Origin of the sequence: Filomicrobium sp., from assembly GCF_025698805.1 — a bacterium.
Classification (GTDB): Bacteria; Pseudomonadota; Alphaproteobacteria; order Rhizobiales; family Hyphomicrobiaceae; genus Filomicrobium; species Filomicrobium insigne.
Genome location: NZ_JAILWT010000014.1, coordinates 1 through 13,953, shown reverse-complemented (window position 1 = coordinate 13,953; position 13,953 = coordinate 1). Strand labels below are relative to the sequence as shown.

14 protein-coding genes are annotated in these 13,953 nt (G+C 58.8%); 5 read left to right on the top strand and 9 right to left on the bottom strand.

The features are described 5' to 3' along the window. Nucleotides 1-8 precede the first annotated feature (8 nt). From K5845_RS20300 to K5845_RS20270, 7 genes are all read right to left on the bottom strand, one after another. Entirely contained in the window at nucleotides 9-521 is a 513-nt protein-coding gene (locus tag K5845_RS20300; protein WP_502814152.1) for a cupredoxin domain-containing protein, read from the bottom strand. A gap of 84 nt (nucleotides 522-605) precedes the next feature. After that, nucleotides 606-2,054 carry a multicopper oxidase domain-containing protein gene (locus tag K5845_RS20295; protein WP_287959868.1) on the bottom strand — a complete coding sequence of 483 codons (1,449 nt, stop codon included), beginning with the start codon at nucleotides 2,052-2,054 and terminating at the stop codon, nucleotides 606-608. Nucleotides 2,055-2,076: 22 nt separating this feature from the next. After that, the gene (locus K5845_RS20290; protein ID WP_287959867.1) at nucleotides 2,077-3,441 is read right to left on the bottom strand and encodes a TolC family protein; all 1,365 of its coding nucleotides are present in this window, start codon (nucleotides 3,439-3,441) and stop codon (nucleotides 2,077-2,079) included. A gap of 161 nt (nucleotides 3,442-3,602) precedes the next feature. Then, nucleotides 3,603-3,887, bottom strand: coding sequence for a hypothetical protein (locus K5845_RS20285; protein WP_287959866.1), 285 nt, complete (start codon nucleotides 3,885-3,887; stop codon nucleotides 3,603-3,605). A gap of 121 nt (nucleotides 3,888-4,008) precedes the next feature. After that, nucleotides 4,009-4,434 (bottom strand): hypothetical protein, encoded by a 426-nt coding sequence (locus tag K5845_RS20280; protein ID WP_287959865.1) that lies wholly within the window; start codon nucleotides 4,432-4,434, stop codon nucleotides 4,009-4,011. A 180-nt stretch (nucleotides 4,435-4,614) separates the two neighbouring features. Next, nucleotides 4,615-6,039 (bottom strand): ATP-binding protein, encoded by a 1,425-nt coding sequence (locus K5845_RS20275; RefSeq protein WP_287959864.1) that lies wholly within the window; start codon nucleotides 6,037-6,039, stop codon nucleotides 4,615-4,617. Then, on the bottom strand, nucleotides 6,036-6,764 hold the full coding sequence (locus K5845_RS20270; protein WP_287959863.1) for a response regulator: 729 nt from the start codon (nucleotides 6,762-6,764) through the stop codon (nucleotides 6,036-6,038). Before K5845_RS20270 ends, K5845_RS20275 begins: the two co-directional genes overlap by 4 nt. A gap of 223 nt (nucleotides 6,765-6,987) precedes the next feature. Between K5845_RS20270 and K5845_RS20265 the strand changes: the two genes are divergently transcribed. Beyond that, nucleotides 6,988-7,113 (top strand): hypothetical protein, encoded by a 126-nt coding sequence (locus K5845_RS20265; protein ID WP_287959862.1) that lies wholly within the window; start codon nucleotides 6,988-6,990, stop codon nucleotides 7,111-7,113. A 258-nt stretch (nucleotides 7,114-7,371) separates the two neighbouring features. Here the strand turns inward: K5845_RS20265 and K5845_RS21285 are convergent, their stop codons facing one another. Then, a complete protein-coding gene (locus K5845_RS21285; protein ID WP_502814151.1) occupies nucleotides 7,372-7,773 on the bottom strand; it encodes a DUF2933 domain-containing protein in 402 nt (133 codons plus the stop codon). A 339-nt stretch (nucleotides 7,774-8,112) separates the two neighbouring features. Here K5845_RS21285 and K5845_RS20250 point away from each other — a divergent pair, with 339 nt between their 5' ends. From K5845_RS20250 to K5845_RS20240, 3 genes are all read left to right on the top strand, one after another. Continuing rightward, nucleotides 8,113-8,490, top strand: coding sequence for a flagellin (locus tag K5845_RS20250; protein WP_287959860.1), 378 nt, complete (start codon nucleotides 8,113-8,115; stop codon nucleotides 8,488-8,490). Nucleotides 8,491-8,946: 456 nt separating this feature from the next. After that, nucleotides 8,947-9,984, top strand: a complete 1,038-nt coding sequence (locus tag K5845_RS20245) for a DUF7146 domain-containing protein (RefSeq protein ID WP_287959859.1) — start codon at nucleotides 8,947-8,949, stop codon at nucleotides 9,982-9,984. Between the two features lie 244 nt (nucleotides 9,985-10,228). Beyond that, nucleotides 10,229-11,173, top strand: a complete 945-nt coding sequence (locus K5845_RS20240) for an SLOG family protein (protein WP_287959858.1) — start codon at nucleotides 10,229-10,231, stop codon at nucleotides 11,171-11,173. A gap of 111 nt (nucleotides 11,174-11,284) precedes the next feature. Here K5845_RS20240 and K5845_RS20235 read toward each other — a convergent pair whose 3' ends face one another. After that, nucleotides 11,285-11,830: a hypothetical protein gene (locus K5845_RS20235; RefSeq protein ID WP_287959857.1), complete on the bottom strand. Its 546-nt coding sequence runs from the start codon at nucleotides 11,828-11,830 to the stop codon at nucleotides 11,285-11,287. Between the two features lie 188 nt (nucleotides 11,831-12,018). Here K5845_RS20235 and K5845_RS20230 point away from each other — a divergent pair, with 188 nt between their 5' ends. Continuing rightward, nucleotides 12,019-13,815, top strand: a complete 1,797-nt coding sequence (locus K5845_RS20230; protein WP_287959856.1) for a ParB/RepB/Spo0J family partition protein — start codon at nucleotides 12,019-12,021, stop codon at nucleotides 13,813-13,815. Nucleotides 13,816-13,953 lie beyond the last annotated feature (138 nt).

The window sequence follows — 13,953 nt, the reverse complement described above, 5'->3', positions numbered from 1 at the left end:
AACGAGGCTCACTTAACGATGATCGTGCCGGTCATTCCGGCTTCGAGGTGGCCAGGTATGAGGCAAGACATGTCAAACTCACCCACCTTGGTGAAATGCCAGAGGATCTCGCCCTCTTCGCTTGGCTTGAGGCGTTGGGCGTTGGGATCGTCATGCTCCATGTCGGGGTTCTTGGCCATTTCTTTGGCGTGTTCGAGGTTCTCTTCGCGCGTCGCAATGACGATCTCATGGTCCAGCTCGCCTTTGTTCTTGAGCTTGAACCGGATCTGCTCGCCCTTGCGGATCTCGATGCGGTTCGGTTCAAACGACATTGACCCGTCACCCTCTTTCATGAGGATCGCAATTTCGCGTGCCGGCTTTTTCGGATCTCCGGGCTGTCCATAAGCCTGCTGGTCTTCATCGTGTGAATGATGCGAATGCCCATGTTTGCCGGGGCCCGCGATAGCAGGATTAGGCGTGAGCGGGCTGCTAAGGAACAAAGCCGCACATAACGCGGTCAATTGAACAAGATCGGTCTTCAAGTCACTTCCTCCCTGAGGTGATTGCTCGCGAATGTATCCAGTCGGATGGTCCAGAAGGGCCATCCGACTGCGTGTCTATGTGCATCAATGGCCGGAATGCCCGTTGCCGTGTCGGGGTTTGACAGCCTGCACCTCAATTTGAGTGGGCACGCCACTCGGCTCCTGCGATTTGCTCGGCGCCTCGGCAAGCGAGTTGCCTTGCCACTCGTATGAGACAGTGCCGTGGGGATGCTGGTACCAACCGGGGTCGGCGTAATCGTTGCGCTCAAGCCCCTCGCGCACCTTCACCACGGAGAACATGCCGCCCATCTCGATCGGTCCGAACTGACCAAAGCCGGTCATCATAGGTAGCGTATTGTCCGGCAGCGGCATTTCCATCTCGCCCATGTCCGCCATTCCGGCCGATCCCATCGGCATATAGCCTTCAACAAGGCTTGCGATCTTCTTGGCTACGTCTTTCTTGTCGACGCCGATGTAGTTCTTCACGTCGTGTCCCATCGCATTCATGGTGTGATGCGATTTATGGCAGTGAAAGGCCCAGTCTCCTGGATGCACGGCATCAAACTCGAAGGCGCGCATCTGCCCGACCGCGCAGTCTACCGTCACCTCGGGCCAGCGTGCTTCCGGCCGGACCCAGCCTCCATCGGTACAGGTTACCTCGAAATCGTATCCGTGCATGTGGATCGGATGGTTCGTCATCGTCAGATTACCGAAGCGGATGCGCACACGGTCGTTCTTGCGGCAGACGAGGTGGTCGATACCTGGGAAGACCCGGCTGTTCCAGGTCCACATATTGAAATCGGTCATCTCGGCGACCTTCGGCACGTAGGCGCCGGGTTCAATGTCGTAAGCTGCCATTAGGAAAACGAAGTCGCGGTCAACACGCATGAATGCTGGGTCTTTCGGATGGACGATCAGCATGCCCATCATGCCCATAGCCATCTGCACCATTTCATCGGCATGGGGGTGGTACATGAACGTTCCGCTTTTCGTCAGCACAAACTCATAGACGAACGTTTTGCCTGGCTTGATGTGCGGCTGAGTGAGCCCGCCGACGCCGTCCATGCCGCTTGGCAGGAGGATGCCGTGCCAATGGATCGTCGTGTGTTCGGGAAGTTTATTGGTGACGAAGATGCGGACCTTGTCGCCTTCAACCGCCTCGATCGTCGGCCCAGGGGATTGGCCGTTATACCCCCACAGGTGTGCCTTCATGCCCGGAGCGATTTCGCGGACGATAGGCTCGGCCACAAGGTGGAATTCCTTCCACCCGTCTTTCATGCGCCAGGGAAGCGTCCAGCCGTTGAGGGTTACGACGGGCTGGTAGTCCGGTCCTTCATTAGGGAACAACGGCGGCTGCATCGCTGGCGATGTCCGGCTCGGTGCCTCAGGGACCGAGGCATGGGCCGTACGTCCGCTCAGGGCTTCCGCTGTGACAAGCGCTGCCGCCATTCCGGAAGCGCCGAGAAATCTCCGCCGCGATAGGCTGACGTGTGGGCCGTTCTGCGGAGCATTCGGTTTATCATGCGAAGTCATAGTGCTCACCTCTTACATTCAGCTAATGACCGCCGCCGGAATCGGCAGCCACCATTTGCGCTCCGCCTTCTCCAATGAGGGCGGCATCTCCGCCCCCACCGACAACGGCCGTTTGCAAATCAACAGTTGAAAGCCAAAAGTCCCGCAGCGCCTCTATAGCCGCAACGTTGGTTTGGTTGCGGGCGCGGACGTCACCGAGAAGTTCAAAAAGGTCGGCAAGCATGCCGTTGTATTGCAAGAGCATTTCTTCGGAGATGACGTCGCGGAGGGGGACGAGCTTGCCGCTGTACAGTTTGGCGATATCGTATGCACCGCGATAACTCTGATAGGCCTCGCGCGCTTCGCCTCTTACATTGATGGCTTTATCCGCGAGACGATTGATAGCCCGACGGTATGCTTCGGCAGCTCCTCGCGTTCTAGCTTCTCCGAAATCATAAATGGGGATCTGGAACTCAACTTCAAAACCGCGCCAGGGCAGCTTTTCGGTTGAGGATGTACCGTTCTCTACGACGCGATCCCACTCCGAGTTGCTCATTGCGCGGACTTCTAGGACATTGATGAAGCGTGTGGCTCGCGTCAGTCCGTAGGACTTAGCTAAGCTTTCAAGTTCCAGGCGTGCCAGTTGAAGATCAACACGAGAGGCGACGGCCTCCGATTCGATCTCTTCACGGCGCATGGCGTTGCCGGGAAGCACTCTTAGTTCATCGGGCAGGCGGTATTTGACGTCATCACCCCACAATCCCATCAGCCGGGCCAAGCGATCACGTTCTGTGCGATGCCGTAGTATGGCTACCGCAAGCTGATGCGAGACCTGGGCATAGAATTCGTGCTGGCGCGCTTGATTGATCCGATTGAGCGCGCCCGTCTCGCCGAGCTTTGTCGCTAGGTCTGAGAGAGATTCAGCTACTAGACGGGCTTTCTTCAACAGAATGACGGTTTGGCCGGCTGCCACGGCGCGGTAGTACGTGCGGCGCGTCTCGGCGGCGGTTTTCAGGACCTCGTTCGTTGCCCGCAGCTGCGCCTGTCGGAACTGGATCTCCGCGATCTCCCTGCGTCGTGGCAGGGTCAGGAGGCCAAGGACGTTCTGGAGTACGCTACGTTCGATTTCGAGCGCAAGTCCACCCGCAGACAACCGCGCCAAGGAAATGGTCGGGCTTGGCGGCAGGCTTGCTTCGATCATCTGGGCTTCGGACACCCCGAGTTCGTTGAAAGCGGCCTGCAGACCGCGATTGTTTAGCAGGGCTATCTGCACAGCCTGATCGGCCGAAAGTGTCCCGCTCAGCATCGACTTTACGCGAGCGCGGACCTCGGCAGCCTCGGTCTCGCTAGTAATCTTCCGGACGTCTTTTTGAAGCTCGCCGGCTGTGATTCCCTCAACGACGCTCATTCCGCCATCGGGTGAAAAACTGGCACAGCCACTTAGTAAGACTGACATACTCAACATAGGTATCCATAGCCGTCGCCAATTCCGGCGATTGGTTCCGTTCGTCATCACGTCGTCCCCCAATAGTTCGTCCACTTGTGTCCTTCCCTCGGGACAATCTTCGGCTACTCCTTTTTGGGTGCGACCTCTTCGTTGACACTTCCCCACGGCTTTGGCTGCACAATCTCGTAGTCCCGCATGCCATCCATGACAGAGAGATAGCGTGCCGGCGGGACGGTGACTTGAGGGTCTGCGGGATGTGGCCCGACGCCGATCGGTTCGGGACCTTCCCGCCAACCCGTAAGAGTGATTGAAAGGGCGAGCGCCGTTGCGAAGAGCAGCGGAATCCGCAGTGCGTGTTGTTTTCTGGCTTTCATGTCGATCATCAATTGGGCTGTTGTCGTCGGCAATCTACCGGGTCTCCGCCTAAGAGAACTCGGGGCCAACAACTGCAAATGTATGAGTGAATGAGACAGGTGTGCCGCACATACAATTGCGGATTGACCCGTCAGAACAGCGAAAGCTGAGGAGCTAGTTTCGCGGTGGCCGCTTTAGACCGAACACTACATCGGATCGTAAAACACGTTCCGGTGGCCTGACGAGCACAGCGGTACTCTCAGGCAAGCCAAGGTTTAAATCAGCCGCGGCGAGCACAGGCCCGCCATGGCAACCAACGCCACAGCAGGACGAAAAACCACCGTTATGGTCGCAAGGGAGAATTCCATAAGTGCCGTTGTCGGCAAAAATTGCTGCACGTGCTTCGGCGACTTTTCGTCCAGTCTGCACCTCGCTCTTGAAAAGGGCGATTTGAGCATGAGACGCCGATATGGCGGCTGAAGTCGCATGATGATGACCGCCAGCATGCGCCAAGGCGGGAGCGCTGATGAGAATCGCGGACAACAACAGGCTTGCGCTAAAAAGCGCGACAACGGTCCACAGATTAGCGAAACGTGTCATAGCCAGTTTGTTCCAATGCGCATTGCGCTTATTGCAACTCGCCCGAATGGTAGTAATTCCCAGTGATTCCGTCAAACTGCTCTACCGTTGTGACAATGATGATTGAACGTCGTGGTGCCATTCAGCCACTGGCCTTTGACCGTGCAGGACCGCAGAGATTGTAGCTATCACTATACTCATTTAATTGTTGCTCCCCACGGTGGCATGCCGTGGCACGTGTATCGCAACGCCAAATCGGCCAAGTTGGTCCTTGATAGGCTCAATACTGCCGCCAAGATCCTCTATGATCCGTCGCGCGATGGTCAACCCCAGTCCCGAGCCGTGGGACGCGTAGCTATTCTCTTGCAACCGTCGAAATGGCTTGACTGCTTCCAGCCAATCCGCTCGGCTCATTCCAGGTCCATTGTCATGGATCGCGATTGTCACGCGCCCGTCTTCGGACAAGAGAGTGACGTTTGCCTGCTTTCCATAGCTCACGGCATTTTCTGCAATGTTCACGATAACCCGCCGAAGCAGCGTCGGTTTGGTTGTCAGAATAATCCGGCCTTCGGCTTGGAAAGCGATCGGCTTACCTACTTCGGCAAGGTCGGAACAAACGCTTTCCACCAATGTCACGAGGTCCACCTTTTGGGCTTTCTCGGTTTCGAAATCCAATCTTGTGAAGTCGAGAGCTCCGGCAATCATCCGCTGCATCTGATCCAGATCGGACAAAATGTGATCTCGGACTTCGGTGTCCTCAATCTCGTGCGCGCGCAATCTCAACCTGGTGACGGGTGTGCCGAGGTCGTGTGCAATTGCAGCGGCTGTGGCAGAACGGTCAGAAATCAATTGTTTGATTCGTGTCTGTAGCCCGTTGAAGGCGGCCGTTGCACACCGCACTTCGAAGGGGCCGGATTCGCGCAGAGCGGGGGCATTGATATCCTCGGCAAGCCGTCGTGCAGCTCCTTCGAGCAGAACCAAGGGTGTGATGAAGCGACTGAGCAGCCAGAATGCGATGACTAGTGCAGATCCGGTCAATGCGAGGAGCGAGGGGGACATTTGGGCCCAAGAAAAGTGCGGAACGGCGAGGAGCCTCCCGGTCACCAACACCCCAGCCCCGTCCGTAAGTTCTGCCGCCACCTCTACACTGCCCTGAAAATATACATTCTGCAGGACGCGCTCGATAGGTTCCTCTGAAGCCAGATTGAGCCTAGCCGGAAATAGTGGCGCGAAATTATTCCGACCATCATTGTCACTCTCTTCGAGCCGAACGCCGATGGTATCACTTGGTGCGCGGTCCAGGAACGTGTTGATCAGGCGGGAAATGCGGCCAGCTCGCGTACTCTCTTTTTCTGGCGTCGCTACTGGCTCAATGTTCTCCGTAGAAACATCCAGCATGGTGCCCGTGAGCGCCGCCGCGACTTCTGAGCGATGGCTCGGAGGCAACCTGTCCATGAGCTGCACCACAATAGCCACCTGTTCCGCAAACATTGCATCGTGCAATGTATCCATCGCGTCGTTGTGTAGGTATGAGTAGAGCGCAAGGGCTGCCGCGTTCGAGGCAATGAGGAGCGCGAAGATAAGGATAAAGGCGCGGCCCCGAAGTGTATCGAGATGCCGTATCATTCAGTAGCCTCTTCCACGTCCGCGGCAAACATGTAGCCACGCTGCCGGACGGTTTTTATGATTTCGTTCGCGTCGACATATGCCGCAAGCTTGCGGCGCAGACGTGCAATCTGCATATCGATGCTTCGGTCGAAGACACCCGGCTGTCGGCCGCTTGTCAGGTCCAGGAGTTGATCGCGATTGAGCACCAGTCCAGCGCGTTCTGCGAACGCTTGAAGCAGGTCGAACTCGCCGTCGGTGAGGGTAACGATTGATCCATCTGGCGCTGTCAGTCGGCGCGCGCGCGCATCAAGTGTCCACCCTGAAAAGCGCAGGCGCCGATCGCGATATCGGGGGGCGTCAATAGGTAGTTCATGAGCGCGCCGAAGTACTGCACGAATGCGGGCAACCAACTCCTGAGGGTTGAACGGCTTTGGGAGGTAGTCATCGGCTCCCATCTCCAGTCCCACAATGCGGTCCGTTTCAGATCCCAAAAGCGTCAGCATGATCACGGGGATATTGGAACTTTTTCGCAGTTTTTGACAGAGAATGAGGCCATCCTCGCCCGGCATGATGCGGTCGAGGACGACGAGGTCGATACGCGCTGTTCCGAGGATCTTGCGCATCTCCATGCCATCGGCGGCCACGTCTACGGCAAAGCCATGCTTGCTCAATTGCCGTGCCACGAGCACTCGAATGTCTTGGTCGTCGTCGACCACGAGGATGTGTGGCTGGCTCTTTTTCATTCCAAAACGGTCTCGATGCTGTGTATCGCGCAGGTATATGCGGCGGTTGACATCGACCAAACATCTGATTGGTAACATAGTGTAACAACCCGGGTGTTCGTTACCTGCTGTTACCGTTGATCGAGAGCGTTGTTGTTCGATCTCACCTATTTGTAAGTGGTGCTCGACACAGGAAACTCATTTCTTGTGTCGATCAGTAGTACAAAAACGAGGAGATCGGATCATGAAACACCTGTTTATCGTCGCTGCTCTATTTGGAATGTTGGCAGGGGCGACCGTGGCGCAAGCCTATCATTATCCGCCAGAAGCTCCTTCGCCGATCGGCTCAGACGTCTTTGAAGGGGATTGAGAACTGGTCTCAGCCTCACGCATTTGGCCAGGAGCATTCAGCTCTTGGCCTTTGTCCTGCCAAAGCAACGCCGTGGATCGATGCCGGCACCAATCATGACGCCGGGCGTGAGGGCCACCCCACTGATACTGGCTGTCCATATTGTCCCGATGGCAAATCTAGAAAATGACAGGGCTTTGATTTGCAGGTTCAGCTCGGCTCTGTGCCAGCCCCTTGAAAAGATGGGGCACGAAGGCAGGTACGCGGCGCGCGTACTCGCTATAGGCTGCACCGAACTACGCTTGCACTTCCTTTTCTTCCTGTCGCGCCAAATGCACGCACATCCACACCAGCACCGGAAACTTGGCGAGCGTGAGCAACGTCGGCCATTGTATCAGGAATCCGAACATCACCAGGACCAAACCTACGTACTACGGGTGACGCACATAAAGGCGAAGCGGGTGAAGATCGCCGAATTGAGAACCACGAGGACCAAAGGCCGTAAGGCGGAGCTGCGTTATGACCGCCATGCATGAAGTGGTGCATGCCGATGCACAGCGCGAGCAGGATGAGGAGGACGTTGCCGGTGAAGATGTGGATGCGGTGCTCGTAGGCAAGCAGCAGAGCCGCGACAGCGAGAACGGTTCGGCTCGTGCTTAGGCATTCCAAGATCGAGAACACGGTTCGCTATTTCGGCATTGAAGTCGAAGACGCGATAGAGATCGCGGAGAAGATCGAAATCTGACGCGATACCCACACAAGCAGACGTAGTCGGCGATGAGCTGCGCGTCGCCTATCATGGCGATACAGATGTCGGCTTCTGGGACGAACCTGCCGAAGCGGCAAATGTCAGCGACGGGCCAGAAACTGACATCTACAGTGTCGATATCGCGTGTGCCCCGGATCCGCGGAGGTCATGTTGCGTATGGAAGACGCCAGGAACCTATCAATTCAATCGCACCGGAAAAACAGCTTGTCAGCATGTCTGTGATAAATCCTGTCGTATCGAATGGAGATAACATGATCACGAGTGTGAGTACCTCAAATTTCGCGCGCATAAGCTTGGCAGCGCTGCAATGCCGGTCTCGAGCATCGACATTTCGCGCGTCGCGGACACGGATTTTGAGCAACTACCTGAAGGCGGTTGACTCTGCGTTGTACGAGATCACCCTGTCAGCGTCCGTCGTTGGCGCGGCGAAATCGCGAGTGGAGGCCAATAAGGACTTCGTAAAAAACCTGATCGACGCCAACAACCGCGGGATCGGCCAACTTGTCGACGCTGACCTGAACGAGGAGTCTGCCAAGTTGAAGGCCTTGCAAGTACAGGAGCAACTCGCCATTCAAGCGCTTGGAATTGCGAACTCCAGTTCTCAGAACATTCTGCGGTTATTCGACTAGAGACCCGCAGTACGATCCGCTCTGGGCAATATAGCGCGCATCAAGCCCGGCTAGCTCATTGTCGTATGCAAATCTGAAAGCAGACATTTTTCTTCTGTAAGGCACCAGCATGGGCGGCTCCCTCCCTACGGGAGGGCCGCGCTCTCTCGCGCCGGCCAAGGACTGGCGGCGCGACCGAGCCCCGCATGCCAAGGCGCGGGTCTCGGCCCTTCGGGTTTCGATCGCTTCCGCAAGTGACGTGAAGAAAGTGGCCCGTCCTCGCAACACGTACCCATGACACGACTGCCCGCCATCATAGAGCAATACTCGCCGTGCCCCGTGGCGACTCGCTGTGTCAAACAACAAAGCCCATCTTCGCGGGCAGCGAGAGCAAGAGAGGAGGGATCGGATTGGTAAACCGGGAAGGGAGGTGCAAGAGGCGCGTCCCACGGTAACCGTCAAAGACAAGATACCGACATGACCCTCTCCATACGCCAAATCTCCGAACGACTTGCCCGCAACGCCGAAGCCGTCTGCGCCCATTACCTGTCAAACGGCAAGCGCAATGGCCGCTACTGGGTTGGCGGCGACGCCTTCAACACCAAAGGCCGCTCCATGTACGTGCGGCTGACCGGTCCAGATTATGGCCCAGGCGCGGCTGGCAAATGGACCGATGCCGCTACCGGCGAACATGGCGACCTGCTCGACATCATCCAGCTAACCCTCAATATCTCCAGGCGGGAAGCCCGCGAGGAGGCCCTTCAATTCCTCTCCGAACCCACCCTCGCGGCGAGGCCTCCGGAGCGCGCGCCCGCACCCGGCAACAGTGCAGAGGCAGCCCGACGCCTCTTTGCAGCTTCAAAACCAATTCTCGGCACCCCCGGGGAAATCTACCTGCGCGGCCGCGCCATCTCCTGCGGCCTTGACCTTTCCGCGCTACGCTTTCATCCACGCTGCTATCACGTCACCGACGAGGGCCACCGGATCGCGCTTCCCGCCATCATTGCCGCCGTCACCGACAACCCCGGCATCATCACCGGCGTGCAACGCCTCTACCTTGCTCCCGACGGGACCGGCAAAGCCCGCATCGACCAACCCAAACGCTCGTTAGGCGACCTGCTCGGTCATGCCATCCGCATCGGCAACGCCGAGGACGTGATGGCAATCGGCGAAGGCCTGGAAACCATGCTCTCCGTGCGTTCCCTCATGCCCGCGATGCCCGTTGCCGCCGCCACCAGCGCCAACCATCTCACCCTCTTCATCCCGCCACCCGGGTTGCAGCGCCTTTACATCGCCCATGACCATGGCGCCCCGGGTGTTGCGGCCGCCCAGCAGCTGAAACAGGTCACCACCGGCAACGGCCTCGACGTTCGCCTGCTCACCCCGCCGGGCAATGACGATTGGAACACCGCGCTTGTCCATGAACCGGTCGAAGACCTCATGACGGCGCTCGCCCGCCAGCTTGTCCCCGATGACAAGCAACGCTTTCTCACACGGATGGCCCGGACACACTAGGAGCCTTTCCCAAAACAAGTCCCTGCTACGCTCCCGTTGACGGAACGGCACTTCCCGCCTTTTCGAGCTGGCGAAGGAGGCCAGAGCCGGGTCCGGGCGCAACGGCTCTGCCGTCCTCCACTGACGTTCCGGCCGCGCGCCCAAAGAGGCGCGCGGTGCTGCCCGCAACGCGCCTCTGGCAAGGGTTTCGCCAGAAAGGTCGGGGAAGGGCCCCGGCCTCCCAACAACGGGAAGGACACAATCCATGTCCAGTTTCAGAAACCGCTCGGGCTTCGCGTCCGTCTCCGCCACCGGCCGAGTCACCAGCAATCTCGCACTCTACGGCAATGTTCACGGCTACGCGGACGGCCAGGAACAGCGCCCGTTCCCCGCCGATGAAACCCTCGACAATGTCGTCACCAACCTTTTCGCCACCCTGTCCGATGCTTTTGCCGATACCGCACTTGAGCCTGATGTCCAGAGCCTCCTGTGGTCGCTCTGCTACCTGTTCCACCGCAAGCTTGACGGCATCCAGCGTCTCCTCGACGAAAACGAATCCAAACAGCGCAGCGCGCAGGAAGAACAGGACGGTTCCGAAATCCGCTCGGTCCAGCTCGAGCGCCTGATCGACAAAGGACAAACCCTTCTCGAAAAGCACGCCGCTTTCGAACGCCTGCGCGATCACGCCGCCGCCGAGTACGAGGACCGCACCGGTTCGGCCTGGCGCCCCAGCTCGGGCTCCATGGTCAGCCGCCGGACCATGACCGCGGCCGTGGTGGACAGCCGTGACTACATCTCCGCCAAGCGCCGCGCCGAAACCGAAATCTTCCTGCCCAAAGGCCCCAAGATCGCATTCGTCGGGGGCCTCAACTTCAATGATCACATCCGCATCTGGGCCGTTCTCGACGAGGTCCGTAAAGAATACCCCGACATGGTTCTCATCCATGGCGGCAACAAAACCGGCGCCGAAGCCATCGCCCACGCCTGGGCCGCCAATCGCAAAGTCTCATGCTACCCGTTCCCGCCCAACTTCACCCGCGACGGCAAGGCAGCACCGTTCAAGCGCAACGATTTCATGCTCGAGCAGCTCCCCACCGCTGCCGTCATCTTCCCGGGGTCAGGCATCCAGGACAACTTCGCAGACAAAGCCCTCAAGCTCGGCATCCGCCGTTGGGATTATCGGGGCAAAAGTTCCAAGGGCGGCCGATGAGCCGCCCCTATAGTTTCAGTTTCTGCTGCCTCTTCCTATCCGTCGCAGCTCCTTCAAGATCGAGCGCGGGCCGTTTTCCCCGGTCTATTTTCCCCTGTGTTTCGACCTCCCTTATCCGCGCCTCAACCACTTCCCACTTGCTCTGTTCAGTCTTGATGGCCCGCGCCGACTCGGCGCGGGTCTCCGCCGAAAAGCCCGGCGCGGCCGCCCCGATTTGGTCCCTCGCCATGCGCGTTCCCTTTCCTTCTGCTCACGCCGCGCCGCAATGCCAGCCGTCTCGTAGACCCCGCATGAGCAATTGAAGATAAACTCCCGCTCCCACTTGCCCAACGGTTTGTCCAGATCACGCACCGCCGCCAACAAACACGCCCGAGCCCGCACCAAGTTTGCTATTTGCGGCGGCGGCACCTTGGCATCCTCCAGACGCCGCCCGAGCACCATCCGGTGCTCTTCGTCGCTTAATCCATCGTCGGTTTCATCATTCTCATAATGCCCCAAGCGGGTCCGCACCTGCTCCACCACCGCATTGAAAACAATGACCGCGCGTTCCAGAGCCGTTTCCCCGCCGCTGCCCGCCTCAAACGCTTCCGCCGACGCGATGATCTCCGCGCGGGCTGACACAACCTCCGGCTCATTCCAAAAACTGAAATCCAACACGGCTCCACCCTCCCTCGGCCACAAACAATAACTCTCACCATCGGCCTTGCCACACTCACTGACTCATTTTTCAGCAGCACAGACACGCAAGGGCAGAGGAGGAGGAGGGAAGGGGGTTGGGTGACGGAGAAGCGAAGGCGGGGGAGTGGCCCCCGCCGACACCGTCCCACCAACAAAGGACAACCATTATGACCATCCAGGCACCCGCCCAAACGACAGCCACCGCTACAGCCCTGCCGGCACCGCGACCGTTCCGCCGTGACATCCGTGACGTTCCCCTGGAAAGCCTCGTGCTGACCAAGCTGAACGTCCGGAAGCACAAGGACAAGGACATCGAGTCCCTTGCGGCCACCATCGCCTCGACCGGCCTGCTGCAGCCCATCGGGGTTCGTGCGCAACCCGACGGTACACACGAAGTCTGTTTCGGTGAACGGCGCACGCTGGCAATCCGCAAGCTCCACAAGGACGGCCACCCCGGCACCGACATGGTGCCCGCCGTTATCCTTGAACCCGGCGACGATGCGCTCGCCGTCGAGGCCTCGTTCATCGAGAACGTCGAACGGCTTCCCATGAACGAGATGGACCAGTACGAAGCCTTCGCCAAGGCCTTCGACCTCCGCAAGAACACCGCCGAGGTCGCCGCCGTCTTCGGATGCACCGAGCAGCTCGTGAAGCGCCGCCTCGCGATCGGAAACCTCATTCCGGAAATCCGCGCCCTCTACCGCAACGAGGACATCTCACTTGAGGAATTGCAGATCCTGACCATGGCAACCAAGGCCCGGCAGAAGGCCTATCTCAAGGCCCACAAGGACGGCGACGCGCCATACCCGCACATGCTGCGCGAATGGCTGTTTGGCGGTCAGGCCATCAAGACCAAGGTCGCCATCTTCGACCTTGCCGATTACAAGGCCCCCATTGCCAACGACCTGTTCGGCGACAATGCCTACTTCACCGATGCCGATCAGTTCTGGAAACTCCAGAACGCCGCCATCGCCAAGCTGAAGGACGCCCACGAGGCATCCGGCTGGTCCGGGGTTCACCTGCTCGAGCCCGGCCAGCCCTTCTACTGCTACAACCACGTCTCGCTCTCTAAAAGCAAGGGCGGCCATGTCTTCATCAGCGTCAGATCCAACGGTGAGGTTGAAGTCCACAAGGGCCTCATCTCACACGCGGAGATGAAAAAGCTGGAACGCAAGGCGGACAAGGAAACCGCCACCGGCGATGTTGACGCCGAGCATCAGGCTGACACCGTCTCCCGCCCAGAATTGTCCGAACCTCTCGGCTACTACATCGACCTTGTGCGCCATTCAGCGGTCAGGGCCGAACTCGCCAAAACTCCAAGCCTCGCGCTACGGCTGGCCGTTGCCCAGCTCATCGCCGGCTCGCAACACTGGTCCATCAGCGCCGAAAACCGCAGGCCAGCCAACGACGCCATCGCCAAAGCGGTAAAGGATCTTCCGGCCGACAAGGCTTTCAAGGAGATCCGTGCCACGGCAAAGGCGCTATTACCCAACCTGAAACACGATGCGTCCTACATGGCAGACAAGGATGCCATCCGCAGCCCTTCCCACGGCGCCCGGGTGACAGCCATCCTTGCACACCTGCAGACCCTGTCCGACAACGACGTGCTCGCCATCCTGGCCGCGCTCACCGCCGAAACCCTCGCCCTCGGCACTACCGTCGTCGACGTCCTCGGCGCAACCATGAGGGTCGACATCGCCAAAACGTGGCAGCCCGATGATGCCTTCTTCGACCTTAACCGCGACAGGGAAGTCATCAACGCCATGTTGAGCGAAGTCATCGGCAAGGAAGCCGCCGCCAGCTACCTCACCGGCACCGGCAAGTCGAAAAAAGAGATCATCCGAAAGGCCCTCACGGGCGACGGCCGCAAGAAGGTCGAGGGATGGCTTCCGCGCTGGATGGCATTCCCCGGCAAGGCCTACACCAAGCGCCCCCTCACCAAGCGACCAAAACCGACAGCCTAACGCTACGATCACACACGCCACTGGCTGCCCTTCACAAGAGGGGCGGCCAGTTTTGCTGTGTCCACCTCACGTGTTCCCTACCTAGCAGGTCCAATCCCGTTCCTGATCACGCTTGGTCAAACGCGCTTGCAGGGCATC